This window comes from Taibaiella helva (assembly GCF_003545695.1).
In the GTDB taxonomy this organism is placed as follows: Bacteria; Bacteroidota; Bacteroidia; order Chitinophagales; family Chitinophagaceae; genus Taibaiella; species Taibaiella helva.
Genome location: NZ_QUZZ01000009.1, coordinates 1 through 18,223 on the forward strand (window position 1 = coordinate 1; position 18,223 = coordinate 18,223).

20 protein-coding genes and 1 tRNA gene are annotated in these 18,223 nt (G+C 49.8%); 4 read left to right on the forward strand and 17 right to left on the reverse strand.

The window, feature by feature from the left end; translation table 11 throughout:
- Positions 1-151: integrase core domain-containing protein (locus DZC79_RS14535; RefSeq protein ID WP_157977165.1), on the forward strand; the 151-nt coding region annotated here is incomplete at its 5' end.
- Positions 152-524: 373 nt separating this feature from the next.
- Here DZC79_RS14535 and DZC79_RS14540 read toward each other — a convergent pair.
- The 7 genes from DZC79_RS14540 to DZC79_RS14565 form a co-directional block, all read right to left on the reverse strand.
- Positions 525-1,265 (reverse strand): hypothetical protein, encoded by a 741-nt coding sequence (locus tag DZC79_RS14540; protein WP_118952334.1) that lies wholly within the window; start codon positions 1,263-1,265, stop codon positions 525-527.
- Positions 1,266-1,381: 116 nt separating this feature from the next.
- Positions 1,382-1,543, reverse strand: coding sequence for a hypothetical protein (locus DZC79_RS21290; RefSeq protein ID WP_157977166.1), 162 nt, complete (start codon positions 1,541-1,543; stop codon positions 1,382-1,384).
- Positions 1,544-1,768: 225 nt separating this feature from the next.
- Positions 1,769-1,839: transfer RNA gene (locus DZC79_RS14545), tRNA-Gln, on the reverse strand.
- A gap of 40 nt (positions 1,840-1,879) precedes the next feature.
- Positions 1,880-2,671, reverse strand: coding sequence for a sensor histidine kinase (locus tag DZC79_RS14550; RefSeq protein WP_118952335.1), 792 nt, complete (start codon positions 2,669-2,671; stop codon positions 1,880-1,882).
- Positions 2,664-3,140: a hypothetical protein gene (locus DZC79_RS14555; RefSeq protein WP_157977167.1), complete on the reverse strand. Its 477-nt coding sequence runs from the start codon at positions 3,138-3,140 to the stop codon at positions 2,664-2,666. The genes DZC79_RS14550 and DZC79_RS14555 overlap by 8 nt, the downstream gene beginning before the upstream one ends.
- A gap of 200 nt (positions 3,141-3,340) precedes the next feature.
- Positions 3,341-3,859 (reverse strand): hypothetical protein, encoded by a 519-nt coding sequence (locus DZC79_RS14560; protein WP_118952337.1) that lies wholly within the window; start codon positions 3,857-3,859, stop codon positions 3,341-3,343.
- A gap of 40 nt (positions 3,860-3,899) precedes the next feature.
- Positions 3,900-4,589 (reverse strand): response regulator transcription factor, encoded by a 690-nt coding sequence (locus tag DZC79_RS14565; protein WP_118952338.1) that lies wholly within the window; start codon positions 4,587-4,589, stop codon positions 3,900-3,902.
- 249 nt (positions 4,590-4,838) lie between these two features.
- Between DZC79_RS14565 and DZC79_RS21295 the strand changes: the two genes are divergently transcribed.
- A complete protein-coding gene (locus tag DZC79_RS21295) occupies positions 4,839-5,012 on the forward strand; it encodes a hypothetical protein (RefSeq protein WP_157977168.1) in 174 nt (57 codons plus the stop codon).
- A 756-nt stretch (positions 5,013-5,768) separates the two neighbouring features.
- Here the strand turns inward: DZC79_RS21295 and DZC79_RS14570 are convergent.
- The 4 genes from DZC79_RS14570 to DZC79_RS14585 form a co-directional block, all read right to left on the reverse strand.
- Positions 5,769-6,566: an undecaprenyl-diphosphate phosphatase gene (locus DZC79_RS14570; RefSeq protein ID WP_118952339.1), complete on the reverse strand. Its 798-nt coding sequence runs from the start codon at positions 6,564-6,566 to the stop codon at positions 5,769-5,771.
- Between the two features lie 49 nt (positions 6,567-6,615).
- On the reverse strand, positions 6,616-7,239 hold the full coding sequence (locus DZC79_RS14575) for a 7-carboxy-7-deazaguanine synthase QueE (protein WP_232831837.1): 624 nt from the start codon (positions 7,237-7,239) through the stop codon (positions 6,616-6,618).
- 8 nt (positions 7,240-7,247) lie between these two features.
- Complete coding sequence (gene folD / locus DZC79_RS14580; RefSeq protein WP_118952340.1) at positions 7,248-8,120, reverse strand: bifunctional methylenetetrahydrofolate dehydrogenase/methenyltetrahydrofolate cyclohydrolase FolD; 873 nt, start codon at positions 8,118-8,120, stop codon at positions 7,248-7,250.
- Positions 8,121-8,184: 64 nt separating this feature from the next.
- Positions 8,185-9,726, reverse strand: coding sequence for an OmpP1/FadL family transporter (locus DZC79_RS14585; protein WP_118952341.1), 1,542 nt, complete (start codon positions 9,724-9,726; stop codon positions 8,185-8,187).
- 231 nt (positions 9,727-9,957) lie between these two features.
- Between DZC79_RS14585 and DZC79_RS14590 the strand changes: the two genes are divergently transcribed.
- Complete coding sequence (locus DZC79_RS14590) at positions 9,958-10,494, forward strand: hypothetical protein (protein WP_118952342.1); 537 nt, start codon at positions 9,958-9,960, stop codon at positions 10,492-10,494.
- Positions 10,495-10,640: 146 nt separating this feature from the next.
- Here DZC79_RS14590 and acs read toward each other — a convergent pair whose 3' ends face one another.
- On the reverse strand, positions 10,641-12,575 hold the full coding sequence (gene acs / locus DZC79_RS14595) for an acetate--CoA ligase (RefSeq protein WP_118952343.1): 1,935 nt from the start codon (positions 12,573-12,575) through the stop codon (positions 10,641-10,643).
- A 294-nt stretch (positions 12,576-12,869) separates the two neighbouring features.
- Between acs and DZC79_RS14600 the strand changes: the two genes are divergently transcribed.
- Positions 12,870-13,580 (forward strand): DUF4290 domain-containing protein, encoded by a 711-nt coding sequence (locus tag DZC79_RS14600; protein WP_118952344.1) that lies wholly within the window; start codon positions 12,870-12,872, stop codon positions 13,578-13,580.
- A 73-nt stretch (positions 13,581-13,653) separates the two neighbouring features.
- Here the strand turns inward: DZC79_RS14600 and DZC79_RS14605 are convergent, their stop codons facing one another.
- The 5 genes from DZC79_RS14605 to DZC79_RS14625 form a co-directional block, all read right to left on the reverse strand.
- Positions 13,654-14,676 carry a homocysteine S-methyltransferase family protein gene (locus DZC79_RS14605; protein ID WP_118952345.1) on the reverse strand — a complete coding sequence of 341 codons (1,023 nt, stop codon included), beginning with the start codon at positions 14,674-14,676 and terminating at the stop codon, positions 13,654-13,656.
- Positions 14,677-14,710: 34 nt separating this feature from the next.
- Positions 14,711-15,046, reverse strand: coding sequence for a hypothetical protein (locus DZC79_RS14610; RefSeq protein WP_118952346.1), 336 nt, complete (start codon positions 15,044-15,046; stop codon positions 14,711-14,713).
- Positions 15,047-15,146: 100 nt separating this feature from the next.
- On the reverse strand, positions 15,147-15,416 hold the full coding sequence (locus DZC79_RS14615; protein WP_118952347.1) for a DUF6965 family protein: 270 nt from the start codon (positions 15,414-15,416) through the stop codon (positions 15,147-15,149).
- 111 nt (positions 15,417-15,527) lie between these two features.
- Positions 15,528-16,604, reverse strand: a complete 1,077-nt coding sequence (locus DZC79_RS14620; RefSeq protein ID WP_118952348.1) for a DUF2891 domain-containing protein — start codon at positions 16,602-16,604, stop codon at positions 15,528-15,530.
- A gap of 127 nt (positions 16,605-16,731) precedes the next feature.
- A complete protein-coding gene (locus tag DZC79_RS14625; RefSeq protein ID WP_118952349.1) occupies positions 16,732-18,168 on the reverse strand; it encodes a TlpA family protein disulfide reductase in 1,437 nt (478 codons plus the stop codon).
- Positions 18,169-18,223: the final 55 nt, after the last annotated feature.

The window sequence follows — 18,223 nt, forward strand, 5'->3', positions numbered from 1 at the left end:
CGTACTCAATGCCTATTTATTTGAAGATAGGATGCAGGTACGTATCCTTACAGAAGAGTGGATGGAGGATTATAATAAGCTACGGCCTCATGAGGCGCTTAACAACCAAACTCCACTAGCCCGGAAGATGCAAGGACAAAATAGCACCTAGTTTTTCTTTTCAGGCTCCAGGGTTTATAGGTCAAAACAAAAAAGTAATTTTAAGTAGTTAGGTTTGCCCCAGTCCGATAATAGGGAGGGTTACAGTGCATTTCTAATGATCACAATTGATATTTGGAAGTTTTTGGACTTAGATTCATATTCATTTATGTACGAAAATGATGACACGGAGCAAGGGCTTGTCGATGGAATGTCAAGAATGAATGAAGCGTTCAGTTACTTAACCGAAAAAGGCAATTTGTGATTCAAAATAGCGAACCTGATTTGGATTGCTCTGAAAGCGCGGTCACAAATGTGATCAATTTCGCTTTGGTTTGAGAATACTTTGAATGAATTACAAATTGGTAAAAAAATCCAATTATAAATCATGGCTGCATTTCTGTCTGAGAAATAATACTCTTAGCGATAATTTGGGTATCAAAATCTGTAATTAGGGCAACAATAGCAGTTTTTGCATCTTCTATTAGCGTATGTGTCAGTTTAATAGGTCTATCGACAACTGCCCCAAATTCTGGAAAGCGATCGCAAAAAGCTTTATCCGCTTTTCCTTCTGAATGGACGAGTTTATGTCTTAATTCAAAAAAAGGGAGGGCTGCATTTATTTTTGTCTCATCAATATCCAGTCCTAGCTTTTTACCCATCTTCAAAATTAAATCTTTTGTTTTTTTCTCATTCTCGAGCTGTCTGAAAATCGATGATGCTATAGACTCTAGAATTTTTGAATAGTTACCAAGTTCTATAATTTCTTTTGAAGTATATGTTCTATTATGTTCTCCTAGCAACCTATCACTATTTACCCCCTTTTTAGTTGCCGCTTTTAAGACTTCTTGAAAGTACGTAGTTGTTGCTTCATAAATGCTTTTAATAAATGCTGAACGAATAGATGCTTTAAGATGGTTAACAGCGAGTTTTCTTCGATGATCTGAATTTGCACCAGTTGAGAATCTTTTATGTTTTGATGGATCAACATAGTCAAACAAGAAATCTGTTAGATCAGTTTTTGTTCTTCCATTTATTACACACGACTTAATTATATCAACAAACTCCAAGTCAGAATCTAAATGGGATGAGTTATTTAGAAATTTAATGAAAAATTTGCTCTTCATTATAATGGTTTAAAAGGGTGATTTTTTTACTTCAAAGCATAGATTAAAAGCGAATGCCGTGACGCTGAAGATGATTTGCTCTAATGTCCATCATGATATTAGTGGCAGCTTCTTCATTATCTGCTTTCACCTTTATGGAAATTTAATTTTCCATTTGTCGCATCGAACGAAATAGCATTATTAAACATGCTTACAAAGTCCAATTCATAGCTCTCTGGAACCTCTACAGGTGGCAATTCTGGTTGGTTATTTTTAAACCCAAAACGATAAATTTTCATAGTATTTTTTTCCAAAAAAACAGATTGAATAGAATTAATACAAGAGGAAATTTCCCCATTTTTAATAGGATAGTTACTAATAGAGTGCTAATTTCCTGAGGCCAAAGAAACATTTAACCAAATTGGATTCGAACCCAATTACCTTGTAAATCAACAATATCTGAAAATCGCCAAAACGACCCAAAACAACAAAACCCGCTCTCAGAGCGGGTTTTCATTTGTTTGTAGAACAACCTGGATTCGAACCAAGACTAACAGAGTCAGAGTCTGGTGTGCTACCGTTACACTATTGTTCTATCTAACCTTTAGATTTGGGTTGCAAATATAGCGGGATTTTTACAAAAGCGGAGGATTTTTTTGCTCCGCCAGCACTTTTTCCTTCTGCTCTTCGGGAACCAGCAGGGTAAGCGTGGTACCCGTGTTGCCCGATTGGATTTCCAGCTTCGCTTTAATCAGCTCGGCGCGCTGGTACATACTCTGCAGGCCCAGCCCGCTCGAGCCGTTGGCGCCCGGCGTATGCGAAAAGCCTTTGCCATTGTCGGTGATAATCATTTTAAACAGCTTTTCGCTGCAGGTAATGCCGATATGCAGGTGTGTGGCTTCCGAGTGCTTGATCGTATTTTGGATCGCTTCCTGCGCAATGCGGATCACCATCAGTTCCTTCTCGCCCGAAAGCTGGTCGTGGTAGCCGGTGGCCGCCAGGTTGCAGATGATGCCCCTGGAAGCGTTGATCCACTTTACCTCGCGGTTCATGAATTCCAGCAGGCCTTTGTTCTTAAGGTAATCGGTATTGAGCGAGTGGCTGATGTTGCGGGTATCCACGATCAGGTTATCGAGCATGCTGCCAGCCTGCTCGAGCAAAGGCAGCTGTTCGGGTACGGCTTGTTTGCCGATCATCCTTAAGGTCATGCGGGTAAGGCTGAGCATCTGGCTGATGTTGTCGTGGATCTCTACGGAGATCAGGCTCATGGTACGGTCCCGCTCCTTCACCTGGGCTTGCAGCAGCTCATTGGCCTGCCGGTTCTGTTTGTTCTTCTGCACAATCAGGGTAATGATCAGGAAAAAGGCAAAAACCACCATCAGCAAGGTGATGGTGACGAAAAAGGGCACCAGGCTATCATCATTCATTGATGCTTTTCATTTTGGGGTATAACAGAAACACAAGACCGAAAGACAGGTAGGTAAGGATGGCTACAAAAACAAGGCTGATATTAAGGATCGGTATTTTTTCTGTGATCCCCTTTCTGAAATAATCATATAAACCCCAGCAAGAAAGTGTACCACACCAGTTAAAAACAAAAATGCAGGGAATCCAGAAATGAACCTGCTCGTGCAATCTTATCGTAGTATTGGGGAGCAGCAGCCGGTAAAAGGAATAAAGCGACATACAGACGACGCTGATACATTCCAGGAAAATATAAAGCGTATTCAAGGTGGCCAGCGGCTGGTACCAGATAGAATTGGCTACGCCCGTCAGGATAACGATCGCTGCAATTAAATAGCCTATATGGTGCTTGCGGAAAACATCAATGCTGTAGTTAAAATACATACTGATGAAGGCAAAACCGACAAACCGGGTTACCGCATAAACCGGCATATTGTTATGATACCTGACCGAAGCATATCTTGCTACCAGCTCCGTTAGCAAGCCAGACCATACCAGGATACAGATAAAGCGGGAGGCTTTATCTACTTTTTTATACCGGAAAGCCAATAGAACTGCGAGACAAATCAATAACCCAAAGTACACTGGTATAAGGACCTTGTATAGATGGTGTGTAATACTCATCTCGCCTTTTAATGAAGATACATATCTGATGCCGTGCCAACAACCTCGCAAGCGGTGGGGCACGGAATAGCCTGGTCGACAACCATGTTACCCGGAGCAAAAATGTAATTGCTTTCTCCATTAAAGCCGGCGAGAATAACGGTCAGCTTCCCCGACTTGTAGCCGCAGTTCACACCCTGGTTGCCGGTGTTGATATAAGTAAGCGTGTGCGCCAGCATGATCTTCACTTTCTTGATCGACGGGTTAGACAGGTATTCCCGTATCGCATCGGCATCCATAATAAAGGACTGCACATTCATATTATTGTCGGCATCGGCATTGATGCTGGACAGGTAGCTTCCCAGCATTTTGTTAGCTGTATCTACAGAGATAAAAAACGGGTTGGATCCACCGCCCGGGGTACCGGCGACCGCAGCATTGGCGGCAGAAGGGGAGGGATTGGCAGACGCTCCCTGGGCCAGTCCCTTTGAGGACAGAGCGCAGCAAGCTAAAAGGAACAGGAGGCTTTTAAGAGATAAATGTTTCATCGGACTATTATTGTAACGGTTAAAAAAAGGTAATAACTATTTAATGATGTATGGGCAGCGCCATCGTATCGATGGTAACCAGGCCCGACTTGATAGCGAAAACAGCCAGACCCACCCTGCTGTTCACCCCCAGCTTACGGAAAAGGCTGTCGCGGTAACCTTCTACGCTTTTCTGTGTGGTTTTCATCAATGAGGCGATCTGGAAATATGTGAGATCGCTGATACAATGTTTCATGAACTGCAGCTCGCGTTCGGTAATGCGGGGCTCTTTCTTTTTATCCTTGACCACCACGGCCATTTTCTCCACGAAGAAGTCGCTGTAGTACATACCTTGCTCCTTAATGGCTACCAAGGCTCTTTTGATCTCTTCAGGGTCACAGTCTTTGGAAAGGTAGCCGTTGGCGCCATAGCGGATCATTTTACATACATACAATTCATCCATAAAGGTAGTAAGTACAAGTATTTTTATGCCTTCCCAGCGTTCTTTAAGCATCTGAACGGTTTCGAAGCCATTCATCACGGGCATGTTGATGTCGAGGATCGCCACGTCCGGCTTGGTTTCCAGGGCTTCGATCGCATCAATCAGCTCTTTTCCGTTCGCAGCCTGTACCACGACTTCGATACCACCCAGGCCGGTCAGGAACGCAGCCACTGTTTTACGCACGGTGGTATGGTCGTCGGCGAAGGCCACCAGGATTTTCCTGCCCTCTGCATTGTCTTTCTGTATCATTCGGGAAAATGTTTACTTGGTTAAAAATGTAAAAATAGAGCGTTTCCGGCTAACTTTTTACAGGCAAAAACCTGTAACAAATCGAGAGATTATCCATAACAAACTAGGGGCAATAATAGTGTCCCTGTGGGCCCGGCAGCCGAGCGGGCAAAATGTTTTGCAATATGTCCGGATCCAAAGAAAAAATGTCTCTGATCCGCACGACAACTATTCTGTTCCCGGATCGTTGAAAGAAGCAAACGGAGGATCATGAATCGTGTCAAATGGTTGCTGCCGCTGCTTTTCCTGCTGGCAGCCTGCTCGGATAGGGGGACAGGAAAAGAAGCGCAAAGCCCCGCCGATACCGGCACTACAGTGCCGGAAGATGTGGTGCCCGAATCCCTTAAGCCGGCTGCCGTCGATTCTGCCGATAGTCCCGGTTAATGGGAGGCGGCGAAAAATTCATGCGAAAAAGTTAATTATTAAGTTTTTCCCTGAAAAATTACCAGGTAAAAGCCTTTTCCTTTATCTTTACGCAGCCAATCTCAGATTAGATATTATCTAATATAACCTTCTTTTCCCTGGTATATCCTTTTCTGCGATAAGCTACCCGCTCAGTTGCTAAAGTACACATTATGTCTATTGATCATTTTGAAAAGGTGCTTTAGCTTTGCATTCAGAATACAAGAGGAACAAAAGCGGTTGACGTACCGCAAAATTCCCATCAAATAGGTGCCATAGTTTTGGTGTTTGGTTTATAAGCTACCTTTCCAGGTAGCTTTTTTGTTTTTCCGGGAGCTTCCCCACTTGCATGATGAATTTTGGCCCTGTATTATAAAAATAACCTGAATAAATCACAGGTTTTTACCTGTAGTTTATATGCATATCCTGTTTTACATTTGTCTTGGATACAAATTATAAGCAAAACCAAACGCCGAAACGAAGGAGCATTGTTACAATGCTCCTTTTTTCATGCCCGGCGTATATGCGCCAGCTACGCAAAAAACCGCATCAAGTGAAAACCTTGGGAATTACAGTAGGCGCGTGGAATAATGTTATGAAGATTTCAGCCATAAACGAAAGGGTAAGATAGCATCATCCGGGCCGGCATTGCTTATACCAGTTGTGAAGGGTTGGCAGATGATGGAATAAAAAAGCAGGCAGCGGAGCTGCCTGCTTTTTTATAGAAATTATACGGTATCAGATCACTGCGAGCGAACGGCCGCTCAGCAACAGCGCAATAATAATGCCGCCCACGATGATGCGGTAAATACCAAACAGCTTGAACCCGTTTTTGCTCAGGAAAGAGATAAAGGTGCGGATAGCGATCATGGCAACGATAAACGCTACGACATTGCCTACAGCGAGCAGCTTGATCTGTTCTCCTGTAAAGGTGGCGCCTTCCGCTTTATAGAAATCGTACATCTTCTTGGCTGTTGCGGCAAACATGGTAGGTACCGCCAGGAAGAATGAAAATTCGGCTGCCGCCTTGCGGGTAAGCTTCTGCGACATACCGCCCACGATGGTCGCGGCCGAGCGGGACACACCGGGGATCATGGCGATACACTGGAACAGGCCGATGATGAACGCCGTAGGATAGCCGATCCGGTCGGCATTGTCTTCCTTCGGCTTGTTGAAAAGATTGTCGACAAACAGCAATACGATACCGCCCAGCACCAGCGAGATCCCCACCGTCATAGGGCTTTCCAGCAGCTCGTCGATCTTGTCGCTGAACAGCACGCCAAACACGGCAGCGGGAATGAAAGCGGTGACCAGCTTGAGGTAGAAGCCTATGCTGCGGAAAAATCTTTTGAAATACAGCACCAGCACGGAAAGAATGGCGCCGAATTGTATGGCTACGGTGAACAGCTTGACAAATTCGTCTTTCTGGATACCCATAACCGAGCTGCCGATGATCATATGTCCCGTGGAAGAGATGGGCAGGAATTCGGTGATGCCTTCGATCACGGCGAGAATAATGGCTTGAACTAAAGTCATGACGAAAAAAACGGCAGGTGGTTTCCTGCCGGGCGTAAAAATAAAAAGATTAGGGAATATTCAGGTACTTATGCGTCTGCAGCGATAGCTGCCATTGCGGATGCTGCTGAATATAGTCGATGATCAGCGGCGTCATGGCTTCGCGCTTATCCCATTCGGGCTGCAGGTACAGCTTGCAGCCTGGCTTTACCTGCGCGGCAAATTCTTCGGCCCATTTAAAATCGGATTTATTGAAGACCACTACTTTCAGCTCATCGGCCAGGGGCAGATTGCCCGGCAGCGGCGCCTTGAATTTTTTAGGGGACAACGTTACCCAGTCCCAATCGCCTGTAAGCGGGCTGGAGGCCGAGGTCTCGACATGGGTACGCAGCCCGGCTGCTTTCAGGGTCTGTGTAATGGGAACAAGATCATACATGGAAGGCTCGCCGCCGGTCACCACCACAATCTTGCCGGGGTGTGCACCGGCCAGCTCGGCCATGGTTTCTGTACTCATCAGCGGATGGGCAGCTGCGTCCCAGCTTTCCTTTACATCACACCATACGCAGCCCACATCGCAGCCGCCAAGGCGTATAAAGTAAGCCGCCTGTCCCGAATAAAAACCTTCGCCCTGCAGGGTGTAGAAGTGCTCCATAACCGGGTAGCTGACCGTAGTTGCCTCTGCTGTCTTCATCATCGCTTCTTTTATTTGTCTTTTGCTGCCAGCAGCGTGTTCTTCATCAGGGCGCAGATGGTCATCTTGCCCACACCGCCGGGCACGGGAGTAATGTAGCTGCATTTGCCCGCTACGGCGTCAAAATCCACATCGCCTACCAGACGGAAGCCGCTTTTTTTGCTGCTGTCCTCTATGCGGTTAATGCCGACGTCGATCACAATGGCGCCTTCTTTCACCATATCGGCCGTAACATAGTGCGGGCGGCCGATGGCTGCCACCACGATGTCTGCCTGCAGGCATAGTTCTTTCAGGTTACGGGTTTTTGAATGGCATAAGGTAACCGTGCAGTTGCCGGGATTGCTGTTGCGGCTCAGCAGGATGCTCATGGGCGTACCCACAATATTGCTGCGGCCGATCACCACACAATGTTTGCCGGCAGTATCGATGTCATAGTGTTCCAGCATCATCATGATCCCGTTGGGTGTTGCCGAGATAAAGGTCTGCTGGCCCAGCACCATGCGGCCCAGGCTGATGGGGTGGAAGCCGTCCACATCCTTTTCGGGATGAATGGTATTGATCACCTTCTCCTCTGAAATATGCTTGGGCAACGGCAGCTGTACCAATATGCCATCCACTGCCGGATCGGCGTTGAGCGCGGCGATATGGCCCAGCAGCTCAGCTTCGCTCGTTTGTTCTTCCAGGCGTAGCAAGGTGGATCCGAAACCGATCTGCTCGCAGGTCTTTACTTTAGATGCGACATAAGTCTGGCTGGCCGGGTCGCCTCCGACAAGAATAGCGGCCAGGTGCGGTGTTTTTTTGCCGTCCTGCTTCAGTTGGTTCACCTCTTCGGCAATCCCGGCAAGTATCGCCTCCGATACTTTTTTCCCGTCTAATAGTTGCATACTGCAAAGGTAAAAAATAAAACTGCGCGGGCCAGCGGCCCGCGCAGTTTTAAGGAATATAAGATCAGAATTTGAAACCCAGGGTAAGCGCTACCAGGTTGTTGCCGTAGTCCAGGTTAGCCAGGCCTACCGGTATTTTACGTACGCCCATGGCTGCATTATCCTGCATCAGCAAAGGATAGCCGTATTCCGACTGTTTCTGCATGATATGTACATAAGCCAGGTCGACGAAAAAGCCTCCGAAACGGGCGCCCACACCAGCAGACAAGTCCATACGCTGGCCGTCAAAGAGATCGGATTGCTTAAAGGGGCTGGTATAGTAGGCAAAGCCCAGGCGGCCCATAAAGTTGCTCAGCTTGCCTTCGACACCTACACGGAAGTTGTGGGTGCCCCTGTAGGTATCTTTGATGGCCTGATTCAGCGCATTTTCATAGTCGTTAAAGCTGTTGTCGCGGAAATTATACCGCATAGAACTATAAGCGGCATATTCGTAATCTGCAGTAACAAAACCGTATTTACCCATAAAGGCTGTAGCGCTCAGCACCGCTCTCCAGGGTGTACGCAGCGAATAGTCGAACTGGTATTGCGCCGAAGGCTGCTTGAAGCTGACGGGGTCGGTATCGCCGCCACCCAGCGAAGCTTTATAGCCTTCAGTATTGGTCGTCATGTTGTAGTCGCTGATATCGGTAAAGGAAGTCCAGGTAGGCGTATGGAAAGAAGCGCCTACCCTTACGATATCGTTGATTACATAAATAGCGCCCAGCTTGGCATTGAAGCCAAGACCGGTAGTCGACAGCAGCTCATTATAGCTTAGGTAGTCGAAATCGTTGTTGGGGTTGCCTGTCGCATCTTTTTCGGTGTAATTGGTGGTGCGGTCGTACTTATATGAAGTGAGCGCCAGCGATGCACCCAGCATCAGCTTTTCCATGTAATTGCCGCCGAGGCTAAGGCTCCATTCGTTGATGCCGCCTTTCGAGCTCCAGGATTTGGATTGGTTCAGCGAACCGCCCTGGCTGATGATATTGTTGTAAGGAATGGAGTTCCTGTCCTGGTCGAGCACATAACCTTCATAGGCCAGGAAGCCGAAGGGCGGCGCCAGCTGATCGGAAATGCCGTTATACTTGGCGTCGGCAGCAAATTCTTCCGTGATCGAGCTGAGGCTGTTGTTTCCTGCATAGTAGCCATTGGCAGTGAAATCGGCAATGCGGTTGAAGCCGATCCCTATCGAAAAAGCTTTCCAGCCGCTGCTTTCATACTCATTGCCCCTGGCCGATTTGGTGAAGACGGCGCCAAAATTACTGAGATTAAGACGCGTGCGGTCGTCGCTGGCCGTGCTGCCCAGGTAAGTGCTTTTTATCTTGTTCAATCTCAATACCGGTGTGACGGTAATCTCGGAGCTGCGGTAGACACCGATACCAGCGGGGTTAATGCTGAGCGACGAAAAGTCGGCGCCATAAGAGCCGCCGGCGCCGCCAAGACTGAGGGAGCGTGCGGTGCCCGCCCCGGTTACCTGCCCGTAACGGAGGGCGTCCAGCTCACTTTGTGCCGATGCTGTTGCCGGAAGGAACAGGCCGGCTGCCAGGATAAGGTTCAAATATTTGTTCATGTCAAAAGGCTGATTAGTCGATGCTTAGACAAAGGTACGAGGCATAACGTTTAATTCCCTGAAGCGGATATTTTCGGGATGTTAATTAGGAATTCCTGTGGCATATTTTTCTATGTAACGAACGGATCGCGATAACCCTGCCACGGATATATAATTGCATACAGGTCTGTTGCAGCGGGGTTTAGCTTTGTTCCTGTAAAAATATCTCCTTAGTCCGCTAAAATTTTATCTATGAGACGTTCTGCCCTGTATTTTACCGGCCTCGCTTCGGCCCTGTTATCGTTGTTCCTGGCCTCCTGCGGCAACAAGTCCATGGACCTGGCCAAAGAGCTTGCGTCAAGCTATACCCACGACGGCAAGACCATTTCGGCTGAAGGCAAGCTGGCTACCAATATGATGGTATGGGGCACCGGGCAAACGCTCGATATGAATCTGGAAATGCAGGCCGCGCTGGACAATACCAGGCGGGAGCGGATCACCGATATCGTTCTGCCTTACGGTACCGGGAAGAATAGTGTAAAGATCAATGTACCCGATACGGCACGGCGTTTTGAAGACAAGGATGTATTCATCTATGATAAGAACGGCGAAAAGATCAGCACAAGCGATAAGGTGCGCATTACCGGAACCGTAACTTATACGGCCAAAGGCCCTAAAAAGGAATCCGGAAGTCATGTGACGATCACCGTACCCAAGCCCGGGAAAGAAGAAGGCGACGGCAACGACTACAGCTACAAGATCACCAATGTAATGATCGAAAAGCTATAAGCCTTGTTTATGTGTTCAAATGGTCGGGCTGCCTTTTACGGCAGCCCGACCATTTAATTGCCAGAGGGCATCAGTAAAGGCAGATGACCGGAGTGACAGGAGCACAATTGAGAAGACTATAAATAAGCCTGCGGGATGGCCTGCCTTTACACCCTTCCGGCTTTGATTTCTTCTACCACTCCCGGATCGAGCAGCGTGCTGGTATCGCCCAGGCTATCGAGCGCGCCTTCGGCGATCTTGCGCAGGATACGGCGCATGATCTTTCCGCTGCGTGTTTTGGGCAGCCCGCTTACAAACTGGATCTTGTCGGGCTTGGCGATCGCGCCGATAAGATGGGTAACGGTTTGCAGGATGGCTTTGCGGGCTTCCTCTCCGGGCGTATGTTCCGGGTCGCAGACCACGAAGGCATAAACGCCCTGGCCCTTGATGTCGTGCGGATAGCCGACAATAGCGCTTTCGATCACCGAAGGGTCGCTGTTGATCGCGTTTTCCACTTCTGCGGTGCCGATCCTATGCCCGCTCACATTCAGCACATCGTCTACGCGGCCGGTAATGCGGTAATTACCTTTATCGTCCCGGTAGCAGCCGTCGCCGCTGAAATAGAGGCCGGGATAAGCCGCAAAATAGTTTTGCCGGAACCGCTCATGATCGCCATAGGTAGTGCGGAACATGCCCGGCCAGGGAAAGCGGATACACAGGTTGCCGGAGGTAATGCTGCTGCCGTCTTCCTGCTTTACGGGCTGTGCCGGCGCGCCTTTTTCATCGACCAGCACGGGTTGTATGCCCGGAAGCGGAAGCGTGGCAAAGGTGGGTATGGCGGGCGTTACGCCGGCGAGGTTGGAGATAAGGATACCACCGTTTTCGGTCTGCCACCAGGTATCGACGAGGGGGCAGCGGCCTTTGCCGATATGCTCGTGAAACCATTGCCAGGCTTCTTCGTTGATCGGCTCACCTACCGATCCCAGCACCTTCAGCGAGCTGAGATCATGGCCTTCTATCGGTTCCGTACCGAAGCTCATCAGGCTGCGAATGGCCGTAGGCGCGGTGTACAGGATGTTTACCCGGTGCTTGTCCACGATATCCCAGAAACGGCCGGCATCGGGCCATGTAGGAATCCCTTCGAAGATGAGCGTAGTTGCGCCTGCCAGCAAAGGGCCGTATACAATATAGCTGTGCCCGGTGATCCAGCCGATATCGGCCGTGCAGAAATATACATCGCCGGGCTGGTACTGGAATACATTGACAAAAGAATAGCTGGCGTAGACCATATACCCGCCGCAGGTATGTACCACACCCTTGGGCTTGCCGGTGGAGCCCGAAGTGTACAGGATGAACAGAGGATCTTCCGCATCCATACTCTCGGCCGGGAAGAAAGGTTTGCCCGCTGCTGCTACCTGTTTGACCTCTTCATCCCAGTAGCAGTCGCGGCCCTCCTTCATGCTTATGGCTGTGCCGGTATGGCGCAGCACGATTACTTTTTTCACGAAGGCACATTGCTCCAGGGCTTCATCTATCACGCTTTTGAGCGGGATGGCCTTATTGCCGCGATGCGCGCCGTCGGCCGTGATCACAAACGCGGCCTGCGCATCCTCCAGCCGGTCGGTAATGCTGCGGGCGCTGAAGCCGCCGAAAACAATGGAATGTATGGCGCCGATACGGGCGCAGGCCAGGGTGGCGATAGCAAGCTCGGGCACCATACCCATATAAATACAGACACGGTCGCCCTTTTGTACACCATTACGCCGCAGCACATGGCACAATTGCATCACCTTATCCAGGAGCTGGCGGTAGCTGAGGGTAAGTCCCTCCGACCCGGGATCGTTGGGCTCCCATATGATCGCCGGCCGGTCGCCCTGCTGCTCCAGGTGACGGTCCAGGCAATTTTCGGTGATGTTGAGCCGGCCACCCCTGAACCATTCGATACGAGGTTCTTCAAAACTCCAGTCCAGCACCTTTTCCCAGGGCTTGTGCCATTGGAAATGGCCGGCGACTTCGGCCCAGAAACCTTCAGGATTTTCCACACTTTCGCGGTAGTGGGCATCATACTGCTCTTTTGATTGTATCTGGTAGGGGTAAGCCATAGATGAGAAGCGTCTTTTTGCTCCTCAAATTAAACAATTCGCGCCAGTCCCGCTTGCCACCTGTGGCGGCAGTAGTAAAACTTAACATTAATCAACCGGTTACAGGAAGCCGGCCGGCAAAGGTCCGACCCCTTATCGGGGTATTTTGAAAGGGATAATTGCCGTATGATCTATTTATGATTTTTACCCTTATATTTGCACTGTATCATTCCGTGGATAGGGGGCTTCCACGATGCTGCTTCACTTTTTCGCCTGCCGGAGACACCGCAGGATAATATTTACGTTTTTCTTTCAATGAAATATAATACAACGCGCGACAAGCTGATCATGCCGGAGTACGGCAGGAATATACAGCAGATGGTAGAATACATGCGTACCATCGAAGATCCCGTAAAACGCCAGAAGAATGCCCGCGCCATCATCGAGCTGATGGGCATTTTGAATCCTCATCTGAAGAATGTAGAGGACTTCCGCCATAAGCTCTGGGATCACCTTTACCTCATCGCCGATTTTGACCTCGAAGTCGAATCACCCTACCCCACACCAACAAAAGAAAAGCTGTTCCGTAAGCCGGATCCGCTGCCTTATCCCAGGTCCCAGCAGAAAAAGCAAAGACACCTCGGCAAGAACCTGGCTGCCGTTATTGAGAAGGCGCTGAAGGAGTCCGATGAGGAAAAACGCAGGGGCTTTACCCAGTCTATCGCCTACTATATGAAGCTGGCCTATGCCAACTGGCACAAAGAGCCGGTGCATGACGATATGATCAAAGAAGAGCTGTCGGAGATCACCAACGGCGAGCTGAACTATACGGCTACAGGCGTAAAGGTGAAATTCGACAACCGGAATAACCTCAACAGCGGTAACGTGCATAAGAAAAATGCCAGCGCTAATAATAAGAACCGGAATCAGAATAACAACAACAACCGGAACAACAATAACCGGAACCAGAATAACCGGAATAACAATAATAAAAACCGTAACAAAGGTGGCAGGCCGAATATGTAATAGCTTGCTGTAAAAGATAAGCGGGACCGACATTCGTCGGCCCCGCTTATCTTTTTATCTAAACCGGTTCCTGCTACAGTGCAGTTTCCAGCACCGGCAGCGGGCGGGGGGCAATTTCCTTTACCGCAGTAGCTATAGCCCGGATATGATCGGGCGTAGTGCCACAGCAGCCCCCTACAATATTGATCCAGCCATTGCGGGCAAAGCCGGCAATGATTGCGGCGGTATCTTCCGGTGTTTCATCGTATTCGCCCATAGCATTGGGCAGACCCGCGTTGGGATAACAGCTTACATAGCAGGCGGCGATCTGGGCCAGCTCTTCTACGTGCGGCTTCATTTGGGCGCCGCCCAGGGCACAGTTCAGGCCTATGCTTACCGGCAGGACATGCGCCACCGATATATAGAAAGCCTCCAGCGTCTGACCGCTAAGGGTGCGGCCTGAAGCATCGGTAATGGTGCCGGAGATCATGACCGGCAGCTCCAGTCCTGTTTCATCGAAGAAACGACGGATAGCGAAAAGCGCGGCTTTGGCATTCAGCGTATCGAATATCGTTTCGACCAGGAGGATATCGGCTCCACCTTCCACCAGGCCTTTTACCTGATCAAAATAAGCTTGTGATACTTCGTCAAAAGTAACCGCACGGTAGCCGGGATTGTTGACATCGGGGGACAGGGATAAAGTCTTGTTCATGGGACCGATGGCACCCGCCACAAATTTGGGTCCCGATCCCGGATGCGCTTCCTGGTATTCGGCGATGGCCTGCCTGGCCACCTTTGCCGAAGCCACATTCATCTCGTAGGACAGCTCCTGCATATCGTAGTCTGCCATCGAGATCACCTGCGCGCTGAAAGTATTGGTTTCGATAATATCGGCTCCCGCTTCCAGGTATTCGCGGTGGATCGCTTTAATGATCTGGGGCTGGGTAATCGACAGGAGGTCGTTGTTCCCTTTAAGGTCGCAATGCCAGTCGCCGAAGCGCTGGCCGCGGTAGTCGGCCTCCTGCAGCTTATAGCGCTGGATCATCGTACCCATAGCGCCGTCGATGATCACGATGCGCTGTTCCAGCAATTCCGTCAGTTGCTTTTTTACAGACATACTCAAAAAATAAAGTGCAAGTTACAGGATTAATCTATTGTAAATGTTTTACGGCAACCCATACCTGCCGCTTGCCGTGACGGGTACGGTATTCTACCAGGGCAATGTCGATCTTCCGTTTCAATACAGTTACCTTTTTACTGGCCGGCAAGCTGATTACTTTCCCCGCAGCCCGTAAGGCCTGCAGCTTCTTCTCATCCCTCAAAACGGAATACTCGGTCATTTCGGCATAGCACCGCTCGTCAACAGCGGAAAGGCATTCTGTTTTGGTAGTGTATTGCTCGCCTTCCTTCGCCGGTTTATCGCAGGAAAAGAGGCCCAGTAGTAAAAAAGCGGAAAGGAATAAGGAAATCAGGGTTCGGTTCAGCATCCTTCAAAGTTAACCCATACGGCGCAAACATCGTTGACAGCGGGTCGCAATAGGCCTATCAAGAAGTTATATATGCCTGCGATACAACCGCTCCGGAGCCTTAGGCTTCTGCGTTGGTCGCCGGTGCGCCCGTCTGGTTTAGGATGGCTTTTTCCAGCTGCTGCAGGCGGCGCAGCGGCGGGTTGAAATAATGGGTGGGATTGAAAGTGCGGGCAGCGTGCAGCTCCATATGGATGAATTCAGGGATGTTCCTGACGAACATGCATCCTTCCCGCCACTCCTGTATCAGGATGGGTGTGGTATCAAAAAAATGCTGCAGGCGGTCGGCCTCTTTCAATACTTCAGGATGCTGCGGATGCTGCTTGATCATATGGCGAAGATACGGAAATATGGTTTGTTGCCTTGTAGAGACGTTGCATGCAGCGTCTCTACAAGGCAACAACGGTATGCAATGTCTCTGCAAGCAACACATGCAACGTCTTTATTCCAGGGCATAAACGGCGAAAGAAGCCAGCCAGTGTTCGCCACCATAGCCGCCGGTCACGTGGGGCAGGGTTTGGGTAAGGAACTGAGCGGCGGCGGTAGTAAAGCGTTTTTTCCATTTATGGTTTGCGGGTAGCTGACGGGCAATACCCTTCATGCACCAGGCACGGGTGAAGGAAAGACCGTCCAGATGCACGATCTGGTAATCGCTGCGGTCGCTTACGGTAGGCAGGCTGCAGATGCGGGCAATGCTGCGCTCTTCATAGAAGCCATCGAGCCAGGTCACAAAAGCTTTGGTGGGGAGTATGCGCCGCATGAGGTCGGCGATTTCGAGACTGGGAGAGAAAAAATCGCTGCCGTCGGGCTCCAGGTAAGCCGGAGTGGCTTTGCCGTCTTTGTAGAAATAAAGCGACTTGTCGATCACCTGCCGTTCAAACGCCGTGTCTTTGACGGCCCGGGCCCAGTCCAGGGCAAACACCATGGCGAAGGCAGTATTGGGATGTACACCGGTCCGGTTGGGATAAGTTTGCTTGGGCAGGTAGGCTTTCCACAGGCGTAGTATTTCCACTGTAAGCGGTTGCAGGGCTTCGTGCCAGCGACGACCGCTGGCATCGTTCCAGGTAGCCAGCTCTTCATCGAGCTTCAACAGCCAGGCCCATCCGTAGGTACGTTCAAAAGTGTTGCCGACGCTGTAGCGGGTAAAGTAAGCGGCTTCGGCCGCCATCTTATCTTTTTGAAAGGTGCCGTCGAGCACTTTGACGATCTGCTCCCTGTTGGAGAGCGCCGGGAACGTCTTCAGCAGCCGCACCAGCATCCAATGACCATGTACGCTGCTATGCCAGTCGAAGCAGCCGTAAAACGCAGGATGCAGCTCTACCGGCAGCAGGCGCGCATCTGAGGCGCTGTCTGCCGTGTGGGAAGTCTTATTGGGAAACTGCTGGTTGATGCAACGCAGGGGTAATGCCGCCAGCTGTGCCGCAACCGCTTCGGTAAGCACAGGCGCTTCCTGCGCGCTCAAAGACAAGGGGAGTCCTGCTGCGATCAGCAGGAAAAAAAACGTCAGCCTGTAAATCATGTCAGAATGGTTTGCCGTAAAAATAGAAAAGAATGCGGGAACATCGGGCGCCAGGCATATGTGCGGGACCCCCTGGAACAAAAAGAGCTGAGGCCTGGCCTCAGCTCTTTTTACAGCAGCATTGCTACTAGGTTTTCTTTGCTTTTTTCTTTTCCGTGAATTCGATCACCTCAGCTATATTACTGTGGTCAAGTCCTTTGCCCAGGATCTTTTTCTTATCATCGAGCAGGTACATCTTTGGTGTGCTGTACACATCATATTTGGAACGGTAATCGGTCTTGTTGCGTGCATCCACCACATTGGCCCATTCCTGCAGCTTCAGCTGCTCTACTGTTTTCTGTATGTCGGTCAGGTCGCCTTCCGTGGATACTGCGTATATTTTTACGCCTTTTGCTTTAAGCACTTTACGGTAAACCGAATCCAGCTGTGGGATTTCTTTCATGCAGTGGCCGCATTCCCTGGACCAGAAGACCAGCAAGGTATATTTACCTTCCTGCTGGCTGAGCGGTTTATCCTGCAGGCTCCAGATGTCCTGCATCAGCAGCTCCGGCGCTGTATTGCCCAGCACGTTGGGCGCTATTTTCTTGGCCCTGTCCTCGTACTTGGCAAGGCTGGCCGAATCCAGCCAATAGGCGTCGCCTTTCATGTAGTAGTTCTCCACCAGGTGCACAAAGGCTTCGTCCATACCCATTACCTTGCTGCGTTCGGCATTGCCGGCCAGCCAGTGCAGGGTATATTTGAACAGCTCTTTCGACTTGCGGGTACGGGCGAGCATTACATCCGCTTCACGGTTCATCGAATCAGGCAAAGGCATTACCATCCGGTTGAAATACTCGTCCAGCTTGGCGTCGTACACCGGTGAGTAGATCAGGCGGTCGTCTTTGAAGTCGAACTGATCCCAGTAGTGCTGCTTATAGTAATGATAGGCAAATTCTGTATCCACCGTTTTGGTGCCGGCCAGGTAATGTGTGCCTTCCGGCACTTCGGGTACCGCCAGGGCTTTGAATACCGTGCTGATGTAAGTGCCGGGATATTTGGCTGCATAATCTTTACGGTAAGCTGTCAGCTCCTTGGATAATACACCCGACCTGTCGCGAACCTTCTGCGTATCAGCAGCGCTTTTGGCACTCTTAAGCTCTTCTATCAGCGCCTGCTGCTTCTTGCCATAGCCCATCAGGAACTTTTCGTAGGCTACATAGCGCGTATTCTCTTCGCTGCCTTTGAAGGTAATGTTGGCCGGCATGTCGGTCGTATCGACATTGATCGTCATCGCATCACCGTTATTGAGGATAAACTCGGTGAACTTCGTCCGGTTGTCGAACAGCAGGAGGTAAATGCCGCCCAGCACGCTGTCTTTCGACTCGATGATCGCTGTGCGTTTGTTGATCACGCGGCCCGAATCTGTTTTATAGATGGTCGGCAGGGCCTTGGCATAATAGTGGGCCAGGTAGACAAAAGAGTCTGTTACATCCTGTTTGAATTTCACTTCGATCTTGTATCCGTCCCTGGCAAAGGCAGTCAGGCCCAGGGCCGCACAGATACCGCTTAATAGTAATTTTTTCATTCCTGGTCGTATAGTTACAGATTTGTTTTTGATGGGATCCAAAGATAGCAGAATC

Excerpts from the sequence above, each read along its gene's own strand:
- DZC79_RS14555 (WP_157977167.1), bottom strand. The coding sequence starts at position 3,140 with ATGCCGGTTTATGCGGTAACCCGGTTTGTCGGTTTTGCCTTCATCAGT.
- acs (WP_118952343.1), bottom strand. The coding sequence starts at position 12,575 with ATGGCTTACCCCTACCAGATACAATCAAAAGAGCAGTATGATGCCCAC.
- DZC79_RS14605 (WP_118952345.1), bottom strand. The coding sequence starts at position 14,676 with ATGTCTGTAAAAAAGCAACTGACGGAATTGCTGGAACAGCGCATCGTG.
- folD (WP_118952340.1), bottom strand. The coding sequence starts at position 8,120 with ATGCAACTATTAGACGGGAAAAAAGTATCGGAGGCGATACTTGCCGGG.
- DZC79_RS14570 (WP_118952339.1), bottom strand. The coding sequence starts at position 6,566 with ATGACTTTAGTTCAAGCCATTATTCTCGCCGTGATCGAAGGCATCACC.
- DZC79_RS14550 (WP_118952335.1), bottom strand. The coding sequence starts at position 2,671 with ATGAATGATGATAGCCTGGTGCCCTTTTTCGTCACCATCACCTTGCTG.
- DZC79_RS14590 (WP_118952342.1), top strand. The coding sequence starts at position 9,958 with ATGAGACGTTCTGCCCTGTATTTTACCGGCCTCGCTTCGGCCCTGTTA.
- DZC79_RS14610 (WP_118952346.1), bottom strand. The coding sequence starts at position 15,046 with ATGCTGAACCGAACCCTGATTTCCTTATTCCTTTCCGCTTTTTTACTA.
- DZC79_RS14620 (WP_118952348.1), bottom strand. The coding sequence starts at position 16,604 with ATGATTTACAGGCTGACGTTTTTTTTCCTGCTGATCGCAGCAGGACTC.
- DZC79_RS14575 (WP_232831837.1), bottom strand. The coding sequence starts at position 7,239 with ATGATGAAGACAGCAGAGGCAACTACGGTCAGCTACCCGGTTATGGAG.
- DZC79_RS21295 (WP_157977168.1), top strand. The coding sequence starts at position 4,839 with ATGAATCGTGTCAAATGGTTGCTGCCGCTGCTTTTCCTGCTGGCAGCC.
- DZC79_RS14615 (WP_118952347.1), bottom strand. The coding sequence starts at position 15,416 with ATGATCAAGCAGCATCCGCAGCATCCTGAAGTATTGAAAGAGGCCGAC.
- DZC79_RS14600 (WP_118952344.1), top strand. The coding sequence starts at position 12,870 with ATGAAATATAATACAACGCGCGACAAGCTGATCATGCCGGAGTACGGC.
- DZC79_RS14565 (WP_118952338.1), bottom strand. The coding sequence starts at position 4,589 with ATGATACAGAAAGACAATGCAGAGGGCAGGAAAATCCTGGTGGCCTTC.
- DZC79_RS14585 (WP_118952341.1), bottom strand. The coding sequence starts at position 9,726 with ATGAACAAATATTTGAACCTTATCCTGGCAGCCGGCCTGTTCCTTCCG.
- DZC79_RS21290 (WP_157977166.1), bottom strand. The coding sequence starts at position 1,543 with ATGAAAATTTATCGTTTTGGGTTTAAAAATAACCAACCAGAATTGCCA.
- DZC79_RS14540 (WP_118952334.1), bottom strand. The coding sequence starts at position 1,265 with ATGAAGAGCAAATTTTTCATTAAATTTCTAAATAACTCATCCCATTTA.
- DZC79_RS14625 (WP_118952349.1), bottom strand. The coding sequence starts at position 18,168 with ATGAAAAAATTACTATTAAGCGGTATCTGTGCGGCCCTGGGCCTGACT.
- DZC79_RS14560 (WP_118952337.1), bottom strand. The coding sequence starts at position 3,859 with ATGAAACATTTATCTCTTAAAAGCCTCCTGTTCCTTTTAGCTTGCTGC.